This is a genomic window from Exiguobacterium sp. s11 (genome assembly GCF_018619015.1).
GTDB classification, from domain to species: domain Bacteria; phylum Bacillota; class Bacilli; order Exiguobacteriales; family Exiguobacteriaceae; genus Exiguobacterium_A; species Exiguobacterium_A indicum.
Genome location: NZ_JACSNF010000006.1, coordinates 125,345 through 140,682, shown reverse-complemented (window position 1 = coordinate 140,682; position 15,338 = coordinate 125,345). Strand labels below are relative to the sequence as shown.

At 48.4% G+C, this 15,338-nt stretch carries 13 protein-coding genes, 1 tRNA gene and 1 other annotated feature (1 of these 15 cut by a window edge); of the genes, 4 read left to right on the top strand and 10 right to left on the bottom strand.

The features are described 5' to 3' along the window. Positions 1–196 (bottom strand) — a binding site (T-box leader) (it extends 52 nt beyond the left edge of the window). Positions 197–339: 143 nt separating this feature from the next. Both KNQ12_RS15685 and KNQ12_RS15680 read right to left on the bottom strand, forming a co-directional pair. Then, a complete protein-coding gene (locus KNQ12_RS15685) occupies positions 340–1,227 on the bottom strand; it encodes a carbohydrate ABC transporter permease (RefSeq protein ID WP_087682156.1) in 888 nt (295 codons plus the stop codon). Then, positions 1,224–2,111 (bottom strand): carbohydrate ABC transporter permease, encoded by an 888-nt coding sequence (locus KNQ12_RS15680; protein WP_023467232.1) that lies wholly within the window; start codon positions 2,109–2,111, stop codon positions 1,224–1,226. The genes KNQ12_RS15685 and KNQ12_RS15680 overlap by 4 nt, the downstream gene beginning before the upstream one ends. A gap of 166 nt (positions 2,112–2,277) precedes the next feature. Here KNQ12_RS15680 and KNQ12_RS15675 point away from each other — a divergent pair, with 166 nt between their 5' ends. Both KNQ12_RS15675 and KNQ12_RS15670 read left to right on the top strand, forming a co-directional pair. Next, positions 2,278–3,957 carry a formate--tetrahydrofolate ligase gene (locus KNQ12_RS15675; protein WP_214749642.1) on the top strand — a complete coding sequence of 560 codons (1,680 nt, stop codon included), beginning with the start codon at positions 2,278–2,280 and terminating at the stop codon, positions 3,955–3,957. Between the two features lie 16 nt (positions 3,958–3,973). After that, a complete protein-coding gene (locus KNQ12_RS15670) occupies positions 3,974–4,930 on the top strand; it encodes an alpha/beta fold hydrolase (protein ID WP_082663119.1) in 957 nt (318 codons plus the stop codon). A gap of 73 nt (positions 4,931–5,003) precedes the next feature. Here the strand turns inward: KNQ12_RS15670 and KNQ12_RS15665 are convergent, their stop codons facing one another. Together KNQ12_RS15665 and KNQ12_RS15660 are read right to left on the bottom strand one after the other, a co-directional pair. Then, positions 5,004–5,423 carry a hypothetical protein gene (locus KNQ12_RS15665; protein ID WP_023467229.1) on the bottom strand — a complete coding sequence of 140 codons (420 nt, stop codon included), beginning with the start codon at positions 5,421–5,423 and terminating at the stop codon, positions 5,004–5,006. After that, complete coding sequence (locus tag KNQ12_RS15660; protein WP_023467228.1) at positions 5,420–5,965, bottom strand: imm11 family protein; 546 nt, start codon at positions 5,963–5,965, stop codon at positions 5,420–5,422. Before KNQ12_RS15660 ends, KNQ12_RS15665 begins: the two co-directional genes overlap by 4 nt. A gap of 169 nt (positions 5,966–6,134) precedes the next feature. On the opposite strand from KNQ12_RS15660, the gene KNQ12_RS15655 reads away from it, so the two are divergent. Both KNQ12_RS15655 and KNQ12_RS15650 read left to right on the top strand, forming a co-directional pair. Further along, positions 6,135–6,208: transfer RNA gene (locus KNQ12_RS15655), tRNA-Gly, on the top strand. Positions 6,209–6,360: 152 nt separating this feature from the next. Then, positions 6,361–7,170: an MBL fold metallo-hydrolase gene (locus KNQ12_RS15650; protein WP_023467227.1), complete on the top strand. Its 810-nt coding sequence runs from the start codon at positions 6,361–6,363 to the stop codon at positions 7,168–7,170. 53 nt (positions 7,171–7,223) lie between these two features. Here the strand turns inward: KNQ12_RS15650 and argF are convergent, their stop codons facing one another. The 6 genes from argF to argJ are packed head-to-tail and all read right to left on the bottom strand — an operon-like array spanning position 7,224 to position 15,325. Beyond that, positions 7,224–8,153 carry an ornithine carbamoyltransferase gene (gene argF / locus KNQ12_RS15645; RefSeq protein ID WP_214749646.1) on the bottom strand — a complete coding sequence of 310 codons (930 nt, stop codon included), beginning with the start codon at positions 8,151–8,153 and terminating at the stop codon, positions 7,224–7,226. Beyond that, on the bottom strand, positions 8,150–11,182 hold the full coding sequence (carB, locus tag KNQ12_RS15640; protein WP_214749649.1) for a carbamoyl-phosphate synthase (glutamine-hydrolyzing) large subunit: 3,033 nt from the start codon (positions 11,180–11,182) through the stop codon (positions 8,150–8,152). Before carB ends, argF begins: the two co-directional genes overlap by 4 nt. Continuing rightward, the gene (locus tag KNQ12_RS15635) at positions 11,172–12,230 is read right to left on the bottom strand and encodes a carbamoyl phosphate synthase small subunit (RefSeq protein ID WP_214749652.1); all 1,059 of its coding nucleotides are present in this window, start codon (positions 12,228–12,230) and stop codon (positions 11,172–11,174) included. The genes carB and KNQ12_RS15635 overlap by 11 nt, the downstream gene beginning before the upstream one ends. Then, positions 12,227–13,372 (bottom strand): acetylornithine transaminase, encoded by a 1,146-nt coding sequence (locus tag KNQ12_RS15630; RefSeq protein WP_214749656.1) that lies wholly within the window; start codon positions 13,370–13,372, stop codon positions 12,227–12,229. The genes KNQ12_RS15635 and KNQ12_RS15630 overlap by 4 nt, the downstream gene beginning before the upstream one ends. After that, positions 13,338–14,111 (bottom strand): acetylglutamate kinase, encoded by a 774-nt coding sequence (argB, locus tag KNQ12_RS15625; protein ID WP_214749659.1) that lies wholly within the window; start codon positions 14,109–14,111, stop codon positions 13,338–13,340. Before argB ends, KNQ12_RS15630 begins: the two co-directional genes overlap by 35 nt. Then, on the bottom strand, positions 14,108–15,325 hold the full coding sequence (gene argJ, locus KNQ12_RS15620) for a bifunctional glutamate N-acetyltransferase/amino-acid acetyltransferase ArgJ (RefSeq protein WP_035398822.1): 1,218 nt from the start codon (positions 15,323–15,325) through the stop codon (positions 14,108–14,110). The genes argB and argJ overlap by 4 nt, the downstream gene beginning before the upstream one ends. Between the last annotated feature and the right edge of the window lie 13 nt (positions 15,326–15,338).

Genomic DNA, 15,338 nt, shown 5'->3' with positions numbered 1-15,338 from the left:
TGCTCACTCAAAAGACGAATCACTTCATCTTCGGCCTTATGATAACGGACAGGCAACTCCGGCTACGCCTACTGACATTCGGGTTCGGGTAGCGACTCCGGGAGGTTCTTCGCATCTTGCTTCCGACTGGGCTCTCACCATCCCCAGATCGCTATACGGTCGTACAAGGTGTTACTCTTCCCTTCAACGTCGTTGTTACAATTGAATTGAGAACATCGTACAACAGGTCGCAAGTGTTTGAAAAGACCTTTTTTAAAAAAAATAAAAGTTGTCAGATTAATCTGACGTGTAAAACATGAAAAAAGCGTTCTCGCAGAATCGAGAACGCGCTTACAAAAATTATTTGATGGATCCACTCGTAATTCCTTGAATGATCTGTTTTTGCAAGGCAAAGAAGAACAGCAATAACGGAATGATCCCGAGGACGAGTCCGGCAAGTGCTAAGTCCCACTGCTTCGTATACTGACCGAAGAAATAGAACGTCGCGAGTGGAATCGTTCGTAAATCGACGTCTCGTAACATCAGCGATGGCAGTAGGAAATCATTCCAAATCCAAAGCGTGTTCAAGATGATGATCGTGACCGTGATCGGCTTGAGTAATGGGAACACGATGCGCCAGAACACACCCCATTGTGAACAACCATCAATGATGGCTGCCTCCTCGATTTCTTCAGGAATCGACTTCATGAATCCATGGTATAAGAAGATTGATAATCCAGATCCAAAACCAAGATACATCAGAATCAATCCCCAATAACTGTTCTGCAATCCGAGATCACCAGACAGTTTCGATAAGGGAATCATGATCGACTGGAATGGAATGATCATCGCCGCAACGAATAAGAAAAAGATGATCGTTGACAAGCGTGTTTTCGTCCGGACGAGTTTCCAAGCTGCCATCGAACAAAAGATGATGATGACCGCGTTAGCGCCGACTGTAATGATGACGGAGTTTAAAAAGACTTTTCCGAAGTTCATGGCTTCCCATGCTTCTGAATAGTTGGACGTCATCCATTCCTTTGGTAGGCCAGATGTATTCGTAAAGATATCTCCCTGCGTCTTGAATGAATTCGAAACGACGTAATAAAACGGAATCATATACAGAAGCCCCATCAATAAGGCTGCCAGTTCGACCGTTCCAAGACGGAGTGAATAACGACCTCTCGTCTTTTTGGAGCGCTTCGGTTTCTCCTCTTGCGGAGTGGGTAACGGTTGTGCCGTACTCATGCTTCCACCTCCCGTTTTTTCGTCAGATAGACTTGAGTGACTGTAATCGCGGCGACAACAACGAAGAAGATGATCGCTTTAGCTGACCCGAGTCCAAGATTATTGTTCGTAAACGATTCTTTATAAATGTTTAAAGCAAGCATTTCGGTCGATTTGAATGGTCCACCATTCGTTAGGGATAAGTTCGTATCGAATAACTTGAAGGACCATGAAATCGTCAAGAACAAACAGATCGTGACCGACGGCATAATCAGTGGCAACGTAATGTTCCGTAACGTCGAGAGACGATTGGCACCATCGATTTTTGCTGCTTCAATCAGCTCTTGTGGCACGTTTTGTAGAGCTGCGATATAGATGACCATGATGTAACCGCCACCTTGCCAAATCGAAACGATGACGATACCCCAGAATCCTGTCCGGGCATCTCCCAACCATGGAAGTTCAAATATACTCCACCCTGTCAATTCACCGATCGATGCGAAGCCTTTGACATAGATGAACTGCCAAACGAATCCGAGGATCAACCCACCGATCAAGTTCGGCATGAAGAAAATCGTTCGTAAGAAATTACGCGTGCGAATATTTTGTGTCAATAAGAACGCCAAGATGAAACCGACGACATTCGTTAAGATGACGGCAACGACCGTATATTTCGTCGTCAACCAAAATGACTGCTGGAACTGCTCGTCACTCGTAAAGAGACGGACATAGTTATCAAAGCCGATCCAATTTAATTCTCCGGTTACACCGTTCCAATCCGTGAACGAATACATGACGCCATTGAAAAACGGTACAAGCACGATCACTGCGAATACAAGAAAGACCGGTCCGACGAAGAGCCAAAAATCAAGACCGCGTTTCCACTTCTTTTGTCCAGATGTCATTGTTTCATCCCTCCTCCACTCTACAGTACGTCTTTCTCTAGCACTTGAACACGTCACCATTTGACCCATTGGGTGGAAAATATTGAACGTTTTCCTTTGGCGCGTTCGCACTAGATACGCTACTATTAGAAAAAAGAGAGATCCAATCAAAGAGGGAGTCGATACCATGGAAAAGACCATTCGTTCGGACTTAGAAATCGCACAACAAACCGTCTTACGCCCGATTCGAGAAATTGCGGACCGGATTGGTTTGCAAGAAGAGGATTTTGATACGTACGGAAAGTATAAAGCGAAGTTGACAGACGGAATGTTGAACCGATTGGCAACGAAATCTGACGGTAAACTGATCCTTGTCACTGCCATCAATCCGACAGCCGCTGGTGAAGGAAAATCAACCGTCACTGTCGGACTCGGACAGGCGTTGCATCGGGCAAACCACAAGACGATGATTTGTTTACGGGAACCCTCACTCGGTCCGACGATGGGCTTAAAAGGTGGCGCATGTGGTGGTGGCTATAGCCAAGTCCTACCGATGGAAGAGATCAATCTTCATTTCACAGGCGATATGCATGCGATCACATCTGCCCATAATACAATCAGTGCCTTGCTCGACAATCACCTGCATCAAGGTAACATCCTTGGCATCGATCCGCGTCGTATCGTCTGGAAACGCGTTCTTGATTTGAATGACCGTGCCTTGCGCCAAGTCACGATTGGTCTTGGTGGTCCTGCGCATGGCGTGCCGCGTCAAGATGGGTTCGATATCACGGTCGCTTCCGAGATCATGGCGGTCCTCTGTCTAGCAGACTCGATCACGGATCTCGAACGACGCTTGAGTCGCATCGTCGTCGCGTATACGTACGATCAACAGCCGGTTACGGTCAAAGATATTCAGGCGTCAGGAGCTGCGACGTTGCTTCTAAAAGATGCGTTTCGTCCGAACCTCGTTCAAACCGTCGAAGGAACACCGGCACTGATTCACGGTGGACCGTTCGCGAACATCGCACATGGTTGTAACTCTTTGATTGCAACGCAAACTGCACTGAAGCTAAGTGATTACGTTGTCACAGAAGCAGGATTCGGAGCTGATTTAGGTGCCGAAAAGTTCTTCAACATCAAATCACGAATTGGCGGACTCCACCCGGATGCCGTCGTCATCGTCGCTACGGTTCGTGCCTTGAAGATGCATGGTGGTGTCGACAAAACGCAACTCAGCGAAGAAAATCTCGCTGCCTTAACAGATGGTCTTGCGTTACTTGAAAAACACGTCGAGACGATGAGTCTGTTCGGCGTCCCTGCCGTCGTTGCCTTGAACCGTTTCTTCACTGACACGGAAGCAGAACGGAACATGATCCTAGAATGGTGTCAGGATCGTAATATTCGTGTCGCGGAAAGTGATGTCTTCAGTAAAGGGGGGGCTGGCGGCGAAGCACTCGTCACGGAAGTCATGCAAGCTCTTGAGGAACCGAGCCAGTTCCGCCCACTGTATCCTGACGTCTTACCGCTTCGTCAAAAGATCGAGCGTATCGCAAAGCGTGTCTACGGTGCAGCTGACGTTCATTTTGAAGCCAAAGCGCTTCGCGAACTCGAACGGTGTACGGAGATGGGATTGAATGAGTTACCGATTTGTATGGCAAAAACACCATTTTCTTTAACCGATGACCCTGCTCGTTATGGTCGTGTCGAAGACTTCACGATCACGGTCCGCGAAATCCGACCATCGGTTGGTGCAGGGTTCATCGTTGCATTGACTGGGAATGTATTAACGATGCCAGGATTACCCGCAGTTCCTGCCGCCTTCCATATGGGCGTTTCGGAAGACGGACAGGTATTCGGACTTTCTTGATGAGAGGATGAGTTACATGACGATTGATCATTCACATTGGATAGCCTCTGACGGCTATACTACGACATTGCATAGCCTCGAAGCCCATGATCCTAAAGGAGTCGTGATCGTCTTTCACGGGATGATGGAGCATGGCGCACGGTATGAGGAATTCGCAGAATTCCTCTATGCGCATCATTACCACACGATCATCGCAGACTTACGCTGTTTCGGAACCCGAGCAGCTCAGCTCGGAACGCTCGGACACCTCGAGCCGAATCAAGGGTTTAAACAATTGATGCAGGACGCAGAAGAACTCGTCTCTGACATCAAAGAGCGTTATCCGACATTGCCGGTGTTCATTTTTGGTCATAGTTTTGGTTCGTTGATCGCTCGCCGGATTGGTCAAACACTCGGTCATACAGTAGCTGGAATCATCGCGAGTGGCCCTCCGACTAGCACAGGCTTACTCGGTGATGTCAGCCAAAAACTCGTCGAACGTCAAATCCATCAGCTGTCAGCAACACACCCTGCTGAGCGGTTCGGACAACTCGTGTTCGGGCGGTATAACTTACGCTTCTTCCCAGCACTTTCTAAAAATGCTTGGCTCTCTTCGGATCCACAATCCGTCATGCGCTATGATGCAGATCCATTGTCCGGTCAAACAGTCACGCTTGGGTTCTTCCACGAACTCTTACATGCAACGAAACTCGTCAACGCACTTGCTTCCATCTATCAGCATCCACGTCATTTACCTCTCTTATTGCTTGCTGGTGGGGATGACGCGGTCGCGTTCGACGGAAAAGGTATCCATCATTTATTTGATATGTATAATCGTGTCCGTGTCGATGCTGTACAGCTGACGATTTATCGAGGGTTACGTCATGAGCTCTTCCATGAGTTCGAACGCATCCGCGTTTTTGCCGATATCGCGAGCTGGTTGAATAAACAAGTCAATCCTGCAGCTAAACAGTCATCTTCCCGTTCTTCTTAAGCCACATCGATCGATATAAAAAAAGGCAGCGGATCCTTGTGATCCGTTGCCTTTTGCACTTCTATCGTATCCTTCATTGAATCCAAGTCAGTGAAGAAATCATCGCTTCGATTTCTTCGATTTCAAGCGTCTCGCGTTCTGCAGAGTACGTCAATAAGACTAACCGTTCCCCGTCCGAATACGCGTAGATCCGTAAGAAGATATCTTCTTCTTTCCCATCTACTGCAAGCAACGCTTCTTTTGTTGAATTACGACGGACTTCAAGTGCTCCTGTTAGTTCGATGCCGAACTCTTCCACCAACAGATTGATTTCTTGTTCCGCCGCCTCATACGGTGTCAATTCTTCTGAATCGGACTCATAAATGGATAATTGGAGCGTACCCATTGCATTTTCATCCGTCGAATAAAAACTGACATATGTCTCTTCTTCTTGATATTCGAATACCTTTGGATATTCTAGCGTGATCCAATGATCGACTGTGTACTGTTTCATTTGAATTCCTCCATTCGTTGTATCTCTTCAAAGCGGATACCCGTCACAGCCATACGCTCGAATTGTCGAGCGAGTTGAGCAGAGACGAACATGCGATGCGTGCGCTCATCTCGCATAAGATGATGCGGACAAATCGAATCGCTGATTCGTCGCTCTGTCAAAAAATAGACGCGTCGTCTCGGGACCGGACGGAATACATCCGTCGTATGTAGATGTTCGATCCGACTGACAGATAAGAGATTGAGAAGATAGTACGGAACCACTCCGTCCTTCGTCTCAAGATGTACCTTGAGACATTGTACAGAAAAAGGCGCGTATGCTGCAATGACGCGTTGCACACGTTCCGAGACGAGCGGCAGATCGAATGTGTTTGGAAGGACATCCGGTAGCAAATCCGCATCTTGATTGATGGAAAAAGCAAGTACACCTACGTTATGGAACCACTCTCCTATCAATAAGCGATGACGATCGAATTGATGGTGACAGATCGCCTTCCATCCTTTTCCCATCGGCTGTTCGCTCCAAACTCGCACTTCATTCACCAGACACTCTCTCCTCTACCCAACTTTACCCATATTGCAAATCAAGATTACCATTGGAAACGATTAACTAGTATTATTGTACACCGAATCTTAAAAGAAATTGCTTTTTTTCATAAAAGTTATGGAAATGCCCTCTTTGCTATGCTACTATATTTCATGTAGCCAATACGCGGGTGTAGTTTAATGGTAAAACCTCAGCCTTCCAAGCTGATGACGAGAGTTCGATTCTCTTCACCCGCTCCAATTATGACATAACATAGGTCTAGGACCATTTCCCTCTAGAGGGCAGGCGACTCGCGACGTGCGAGTCGTCTTTTTTATTGATTCTGCTGATGATTCCAACGAATTTATGGGTATACAACGATATAGATAGAGATTCGTAAAGGAGGATTCGTATGATTCAGATGAAAATGCCCGGCGTGACGATCTATCAAAGTACACTCATGAAAACGACTTCGACATTAATCGAGACGCCTGATTGTCTGATCGTCGTCGACCCTGGCTGGCTTCCCGATGAGATTGCAACGATTCGTCGAGACGTCGAAATCGTGCGTCGCGAACGACCATTATACGTCGTCTATACGCATGCCCATTTCGATCATATTTTAGGAGCCTATGCCTTTACGGATGCCATCGTCATCGCTTCTAAACCGTTCATCGATGTCGACCGACAAGAAGCGCTCCAAGCCGTACAAGATTTTAATGATGAATTCTATATCGATTCTCCCGTCCTTTTCCCAGACGTGACACATGTCATCCATGAGTCTGAGACGATTTTAACGATCGGACAAACGAAGTTAATCTTCTTTTTGACGCCCGGTCATGAAGCGACTCATCTTTCCTTCATCGTCATGCCACTTCACTTGTTAGTCTGCGGCGATTACGCTTCAGACGTTGAAATCCCCTTGATCGAACACGATTCCTCTGAGTATTTGACGACGCTCGAGTTACTCGAGTCGTTCATTTATGAATATGAAGTCAAACTCTTGATTCCCGGACACGGTCACATTTGTGATATCCGAACAGAGATGATCGAACGACTTCATCAGAGCTATGATTATATTCTTGCCCTCCGTGCCGGAAAAGAATCCGACTGGGCTCCATCTTGGCAAACGACTCCTTTTATGAAACGTCTGCATGAAAAAAATAAGCGACAAGTCAAAAAAGAACAAGAAGAACGATTAGCCCGACGCCATTATGATTAACTTCGCTCAACTAAAAGACTCGGTCGCCAAATTGGTGACCGAGTCTTTTAGGGTTATCCAAGTAATGTGACGAGCAACGCTTTTTGTGCGTGGAGGCGATTCTCAGCTTGATCGAAGATGACCGATTGCTTGCCATCGATGACGTCCGCCGTGACTTCCTCCCCGCGATGCGCCGGAAGGCAATGCAAGAAAATAGCTTCATCATTTGCTTGATTCATGATATTGGCATTAACCTGATATCCTTCAAATGCTTGCAGACGCATCGTCGCTTCTTCTTCTTGTCCCATACTCGCGAAGACATCCGTATATACGACGTCTGCATCACTCGCTGCTTCCTCAGGATCCGTCATGACGATGATGTTTCCACCCGTTTCCTTCGCAATGACTTGTGCCTCATGAACGATTTGTGGATCAGGAGCATACGCCTCCGGCGCACAGATGCGAACTTCCATTCCACTGAGCGCTCCACCAATCATCAGCGAATGGGCCATGTTATTTCCGTCCCCGATATATGTCAAAATCTTTCCAGATCGTGTTCCAAATGTCTCTTCGATTATCAGCAAGTCAGCAAGGACTTGGCACGGATGGTGTAGATCCGTCAATCCATTGATGATTGGAATCGTACCGTGTGCCGCAAGTGTGTCGACGATCTCATGACCGAACGTCCGAATCATCAGGGCATCGACGTAACGGCTCATGACTTGAATCGTATCTGAGAGCGGCTCCCCCCGCCCGATTTGCATATCTGCTCCACTTAGCACGATCGGATGTCCACCGAGTTCGACGACACCCACCTCAAACGATAGACGTGTTCGCGTCGATGCCTTTTCAAACAATAAGGCCACTTTTTTATGGCTTAATGCGTTTTGGTAGACACTCGGCTGATGCTTGATGTCTTTCGCGAGTGCCAATAGCTCCGTCAGTGCTTCCGGCGTCAGTTCCGCCATCGTCAAGAAATGCTTTAATTGTTGCATCGTCTTCATTTTACTTCCTCCTTGATCGGCTCTGTCCATGTATGAAGTGGCTTCACAGCATAAGGGGACTTTTCTATCGCTTGTAGATGATAATGCGCTAATTCAGGTTCTGTCAGGACTTGTACCCCGGCAGCAAGCGCTGCTTCGCGACTCGCTTTTTCTTCTATCACGTGCGAATAGAAAATCGCACATTGTGCCCAGTCAATCGTTTCATCTAATGCTACACCCGTTTCGAAAGCCTCTGTATCTGCTCCAGCAACGATGATGTCTCTCGTCGTCAAATGTCGTTTTGTCGTCTCGTCGAAAATGAAACGTTCCAGCGCCAGTCCGTCTGTCGTCCATTGCAGCGTTTCACCTGTCGAACGCATGACGGGACCTGTTTTCGGATCGACGCCTTGTAGTTTCAACGTTGAAAAAACAGGGGTCTTGACGGCATGGAAATCAAGTTTCGTCTGTTCCGTTGGTAGTGCGACCGCTTGACCGACCGCTGCTTGGACTGCCCACTGCAAGATCGGTTGACCGGTTACTTTGGCGACGATTGGTAACGTGCGGGAGGCACGTGGATTGATTTCTAGCACGTAGACTTGATCGTCATGCAAGACGAATTGGATATTGTACGCTCCTTTATAATCCATTCGTTGCCCGATCATCTGTGCAAATCGCTCGATTTCGCTCTGAACGGTAGCGCTGAGCGATACAGGTGGCAGAATCATCGTTGAATCTCCAGAGTGAACCCCTGCCCGTTCCAATTGCTCCATCAAAATCGGAACGTACGTCGTTGTGCCGTCCGTAATACAGTCGACTTCGATTTCCTTTCCTTGGAGGTAGGCATCCACGAGGACAGGGAATGCCAATTCAGACACGATCGTCTCTAATTGCTCTTGATCGTGGATGATATGCATTCCCTTACCTCCGATGACATAGGAAGGACGAATCATAACCGGATAACCGATCGTTGTTGCAACTTCTGTCATTTGTTCATGCGTCGCCACTTCTTGTCCTGGAATACGATCGATACCGATATCATCTAAAAATTGATAGAACCGCTCACGGTCTTCCATTTGGTCAATGACATCTGCCGTCGTTCCGAGAAGATGATAACCGGCGTTCTCCAAACCAGACGCCAGCGCAATTCCCGTTTGTCCTCCGAACTGGACTAGGACGTCTTGGCAATCCTCTGCTTCTAGCACATGCATGACGTCTTCAAGTGTCAACGGCTCGACATACAGGCGATCTGCGACTTCGAAGTCGGTCGAGACGGTCTCTGGGTTATTGTTAATCATGATCGTTTCATAACCGGATGCTTGCAATGCACGTACCGCGTGAACGGAGCAATAATCAAATTCGATTCCTTGACCGATTCGAATGGGTCCCGCACCGATGACAGCAACTTTCTTTTTCGTCGATGCTGTGACTTCCGTTTGACCACTCCAGTTTCCGTAGAAATAAGGTGTCGCACTCTTGAACTCTCCTGCACATGTATCAATCATATGATAGACAGGGAGGATGCCTTTTTCTTTACGTAAGTGCTCGATCTCTACAGCACTAACACCTGTCAGAAGCGCAATTTGTTCGTCCGTGAAGCCCATCATTTTGGTTTGCTTTAGAGAACTTTCATTCGATACATCGATGTTTTGTTGCTGATCGACAAGGCGTTGAAGTACTTTGACGAATAAAGCTTGTACTTTCGTCTGTTCGACGAGTGATTCGACGGTCGTCTCCTTGCGATCGAGTAGCGCGAGCATCGCAAGCAAGCGACGATCCGTCGGCGCCATCACTTCCTTCCACAACGCATCCGATTCCGCTGTTTTCATCCATGTCGGATAAAGAGGCGATTGCTCGACTCCCGCACCGCGCCACGCCTTTTGTAACGCTTCTTCTAGCGTCTTCCCCATCGCCATGCTCTCACCCGTCGCCTTCATTTGTGTTCCAAGCGTCCGGTTACTGCCGGTAAATAGATCAAATGGGAAACAAGGCACTTTTGCCGTGATATAATCCATCGTCGGTTCAAAACTCGCCATCGTCTCTTTCGTGACAGGATTGATGCAATCGTCGAGTCGCTCACCGAGCGCAAGACGTGTCGCTAATTTTGCGATCGGATATCCCGTCGCCTTGGAAGCAAGTGCCGAAGAACGACTGACACGCGGATTGACTTCAATGACGAAATAACGTTCTTCCGTCGGATGGATCGCGAATTGTATGTTGCATCCACCGATGACACCGAGATGCGATACGATTTTACGCGCTTCCGTCCGCAATTGTTGATTCATTCGATCCGAAATCGACTGAATCGGTGCAAAGACGACCGAGTCCCCGGTATGGACACCGACAGGATCGATGTTTTCCATGTTACAAACGATAATCGTCGTATCTGCGCTGTCACGCATGACTTCGTATTCGACTTCTTTATAGCCAGCGATACTCACTTCAACTAAACACTGTGAAATTGGACTCGCTTGTAAGCCGTTCTGCGCTAACAGACGTGCATCGTCCTTCGTCACTGCGATTCCGCCGCCCGTTCCACCGAGCGTAAAGGCTGGTCGAATGACGAGTGGTACCCCGTGTACTGCCATGAATTCCTCAAGCTCTGCTAACGACTCGATCGTTTGACTTTCCGGGAGCGGTTGCGCGAGTTCGATCATCTTTTGCTTGAATCGTTCACGATCTTCTCCGTCTCGGATCGTCTCAAGCGAAGTTCCTAGAAGTTCGACACCGTATTGTTCAAGTACGCCTGCTTCTTCGAGTGACATCGCAAGATTGAGTGCCGTTTGACCGCCGACCGTCGCTAGGAGATGGGATGGTCGATCTTGTTCGATGATGGCCGTTGCTTTTTCAAGAGTCATCGCCTCAATATAGACATGATCTGCCGTGCTCGGATCCGTCATGATAGTAGCCGGATTCGAATTCATTAAGATGACCTCGCATCCCGCTTCTCGAAGCGCCTGACAGGCTTGTGTGCCGGAATAATCAAATTCTGCTGCTTGCCCGATGACGATTGGACCCGAACCGATAACGAGTACTTTCTGTTTATCCCACATATGCTACCTCCTGATGTAATACGCTATTTACGAATTGATCGAAGACGACCATCGCCTCTGTTGGTCCTGGGCTCGCTTCTGGGTGAAACTGGACTGTCATGATTGGCAGAGCCGGATGAATCAATCCTTCAACGGACCCATCATTGATGTGTTCGTACGCAAGTTCCATCTCAGACGCTTCGATGCTTTTAACATCAACGGCATAACCATGATTCTGAGATGTCATGAACACTTGCCCGGATGCTAGATGACGTACGGGATGGTTCGCTCCTCGGTGTCCATGATGTTGTTTTAATAAGGTACAACCAAACGCATGAGCGAGAACCTGATGTCCCATATAAATACCAAGTGTCGGATAGCTCGTCGCCAGTTCATGGATTCCTGAAAGGAACGGGTCTAGTTGCGTCGGATCACCAGGTCCGTTGGAAAACAGTAGACCATCTGGCGCCAGCGCTTGAATCCGTTCCGGTGTCGCATCATATGGCACGACCGTTACACGCATATGGCGTTCAAGCAAAGCATCGATCATCGATTGTTTCACGCCGTAATCGATACAGACGATGTGCCCCTGTTCGACTTCCGGTACGTATTCGACGTTTGAAGTCGTCGATACAGAAGCGATGTATGCTGTGTCGATTGACGCAGTGACGCTCATATCCACTTGCACCATGTCACCGAATTGGTCGCCCTCCGTTCGTAATAGATGCACAAGAGAACGCGTATCGACTCCCGACAAAATCGGCACATTCGCTTCTCTCAACCAGCTCGCGAGTGATGTTCCTTCCCCGTCCTCAGCCAAAGTTTGAACGATGACACCAGCGACTTGAATCTGGCTGCTTTCTGACGCCTCCGCTTGAATACCGTATTGACCGATCAACGGGTATGTGAAGACAAGAATTTGTCCTTGATAAGATGGATCCGTCAAGACTTCCTGATATCCTGTCATTCCTGTAAAAAAGACGACCTCTCCTTTGACTGGAGCTGTTCCTTGCCACGAACCGGTAAACGTCGTTCCGTTCGCAAGCGTTAGTTTTCCGGATTGTTTCATACGATGACCTCCTGTTGACAAACGAGTTGTATTTTTTCGATGGCGTCCATGAGTTCCTGTTCCGTTACGAACAATGATGGCAATAAGCGAATGACATGAGGACCAGCCGATACGACGAGAAGACCATTCTCACGTAAGGCGTCAATCAGCGGTGCAACAGGCATCACACACTCGATACCAATCATCAATCCACGTCCACGAATAGAACTCACGATCGACTTAGGTAATTTTTTTTCTAATTGCTGACGTAAATATTCGCCTTTTCCTTGAACGTCTGCCATGACAGTGTCACTTAACAAAAGGTCAAGTGTGGCTTCCGCAGCTGTCATCGCGAGTGGATTCCCACCAAAGGTCGAACCATGCGATCCAGGTGTAAATACTTCTGCCGCTTCTGCCGTCGCGAGTAGCGCACCGACCGCGAGTCCACTCCCAAGTCCTTTCGCAAGAGTGATGATATCCGGTACGAGTGGTGTCTGCTCAAACGCAAAACGAGAGCCCGTCCGACCGATGCCAGTCTGTACTTCGTCGACGATGATTTTGACATCGTATTGTTGCGCCTTCTTCATCAACGCTTCGAGCCACGCATCGTCGGCGACGACGACCCCACCCTCTCCTTGAATGATTTCGAGCCATACGGCAGCAGTTTGTTCCGTAATCGCTGATAAGCTCTCCATCTCGTTAAACGGTAGATGTTTGAAGCCATTTACCATCTCCCCGTATCCCGCCTTGATTTTCTCCTGTCCTGTTGCGCCCATCATCGCAAATGTCCGCCCGTGGAAAGATTGTTTAAACGTGACGACTTCCGTTTTCCCTGTCCATTTTCGAACGAGTTTGTACGCCGCCTCGTTTGCTTCCGCACCACTGTTACAAAAGAAGGCATGACTGAGATGACTGTCTTCCGTCAGTCGCTCGGCGACCCGCTCTTGTGCCGCGATTTGAAACAGATTCGACGTATGCCAAATTTGATTCAATTGTTCCTCTAGCCGTTGCTGAATATAAGGATGACGGTGTCCTGTGTTGCATACAGCGATTCCCATGATGAAATCCAGATACGTCTTGCCTGTCGCATCTTCTACGATCGACCCTTGTCCTTTGACCAATTCCACATCAGTACGTTGATAAGTGGGTAGTAGTGCACTCATGTAATTCCTCCTTGATTCGTGTCCCTGCAGCTAACGCATTTTTCCCAGACCGAATGACGACCTCTGGAATACCATGCTGAGTGGCCTGCATCATCGCTTCGACCTTCGGAATCATTCCCCCGTAGATTTCTCCCAACGCTATCGCAGCTTCGATGGCTGCAGACGTGATTTCTGATTGATAGTCACCGTTTACTTTTACACCCTCGACATCCGTCAACAATTCAAATCGGTCGACAGACCAAGCCTTCGCGACAGCAATCGCACACGCATCCCCGTTACTGTTCAATACACCTTGCTCCCCTGTGACAAGGGATGTGACGACAGGCACATAGCCATTCGTACTCAACACCGTGAATAATCGTGGATGAATGTGCGTGATCTGACCGACTGCCCCGAGTCCTTTGATCGTTTTACCATGGACGCTTGCTCCGTCTAACCCGCTCATCCCGACGGCAGGAATCCCTGCTTGATTCAACTGCTGGACGATCCCGGATTGGACTTCCCCTGCTAAGATCCGTCGTGCCCCGAGTAAGACACCATCCGTCGTTACACGGACACCGTTTCGAAACACGGGTTTGATTCCCTCTTGTTCACAGTAACTCGATAGAAGAGGACCACCTCCATGGACGATCAATAATTCGTTACCGGTTTCGACCCACGCTTTCCATTCCTCGAAATACCGCGCATCCAGTTGCTCCAACACACTACCACCTAGTTTGATGACTTTTCGTTTCGTCATGTCCGGTAACTCGCATTGATTTTGACGTAATCGTACGTCAGGTCACAGCCGTAAGCGTGTCCTTGTCCTACTCCATCATGCAAATCGATATGAATATGGACATCCTGCTTTGCCAGTTCCTGCGATGCAACTGCTTCATCGAATAAGACAGGCATGCTCTGTTGCAACACCCACTGCGAACCAATTTTGATGTCAACGTTTGATACATCGAGTGGCTCCTTAATACTTCCGACAGCAGCGATGATTCGTCCCCAGTTCGCATCTTCCCCAAAGATGGCTGTTTTGACGAGAGACGATCCGACGACTTGTTTGGCGATCATTCGTGCTACTTCATCGGTTTGTGTTCCCGCTACCGTCACCTCAATCAACTTCGTCGCGCCTTCCCCGTCCCGCGCAATCTGTTTCGCTAAATCTTGGCAAACCGTTTCGATCGCCTGTTCGAATGCCAACGCTTCGTCCGTGCCTTCAACGATCGTTGCGCCCCCTGCAGCTCCGCTCGCTAAAATCATGACCATGTCATTTGTCGAACTGTCTCCATCTACGGTAATGCAGTTGAACGTCCGATGAATCGTCCGACGCAACACCGTCTGTAAGACATCCGGTTCAATCGTTGCATCGGTCGTCAAGAAACCAAGCATCGTCGCCATGTTCGGATGAATCATCCCTGATCCTTTCGCCACGCCACATACTGAAATTTGGACATCCCCTTGCATGTATTGTTGACCAGCTGTTTTCGTACCAGTATCGGTCGTCAGGATCGCATGAGCAAAATCATCCGCGGCATCCTTGTCATTTGTAGGCATCAGCTGTGGAATACCTGCCAGTAACGTATCAATGGCTAACGGTTGACCGATGATCCCTGTTGAAGCAATCGCGACTTGTTCTGGAGCAACATTTAAACTTTTCGCCATCGCTTGTTGCGACATATACGCATGGGATAACCCTAGTTCCCCTGTACACGCATTCGCATTCCCGCTGTTAACGAGGACGGCATGAATACGACCTTGTGACGCCTGAATCGCTTGTTTCGTCACGGTGATTGGTGCTGCTTGCACCTGATTCGTCGTATAGACAGCTGCAGCGCTTGCTCCTACTTCACACCAGATCAGACCTAAATCCTTCCGCTTTCGTTTCAGACCCACATGTATTCCCGATGCTTGAAATCCCTTCGGTGTCGTGATCGTCAATGGGGTCTTTACTTGTACTTGCCACACAGGCGTTCCTCCT

What these genes read in the sequence shown, in the direction of transcription:
- KNQ12_RS15685 (WP_087682156.1), bottom strand. Translation starts at nt 1,227, where the DNA reads ATGAGTACGGCACAACCGTTACCCACTCCGCAAGAGGAGAAACCGAAG.
- KNQ12_RS15680 (WP_023467232.1), bottom strand. Translation starts at nt 2,111, where the DNA reads ATGACATCTGGACAAAAGAAGTGGAAACGCGGTCTTGATTTTTGGCTC.
- KNQ12_RS15675 (WP_214749642.1), top strand. Translation starts at nt 2,278, where the DNA reads ATGGAAAAGACCATTCGTTCGGACTTAGAAATCGCACAACAAACCGTC.
- KNQ12_RS15670 (WP_082663119.1), top strand. Translation starts at nt 3,974, where the DNA reads ATGACGATTGATCATTCACATTGGATAGCCTCTGACGGCTATACTACG.
- KNQ12_RS15665 (WP_023467229.1), bottom strand. Translation starts at nt 5,423, where the DNA reads ATGAAACAGTACACAGTCGATCATTGGATCACGCTAGAATATCCAAAG.
- KNQ12_RS15650 (WP_023467227.1), top strand. Translation starts at nt 6,361, where the DNA reads ATGATTCAGATGAAAATGCCCGGCGTGACGATCTATCAAAGTACACTC.
- argF (WP_214749646.1), bottom strand. Translation starts at nt 8,153, where the DNA reads ATGAAGACGATGCAACAATTAAAGCATTTCTTGACGATGGCGGAACTG.
- carB (WP_214749649.1), bottom strand. Translation starts at nt 11,182, where the DNA reads ATGTGGGATAAACAGAAAGTACTCGTTATCGGTTCGGGTCCAATCGTC.
- KNQ12_RS15635 (WP_214749652.1), bottom strand. Translation starts at nt 12,230, where the DNA reads ATGAAACAATCCGGAAAACTAACGCTTGCGAACGGAACGACGTTTACC.
- KNQ12_RS15630 (WP_214749656.1), bottom strand. Translation starts at nt 13,372, where the DNA reads ATGAGTGCACTACTACCCACTTATCAACGTACTGATGTGGAATTGGTC.
- argB (WP_214749659.1), bottom strand. Translation starts at nt 14,111, where the DNA reads ATGACGAAACGAAAAGTCATCAAACTAGGTGGTAGTGTGTTGGAGCAA.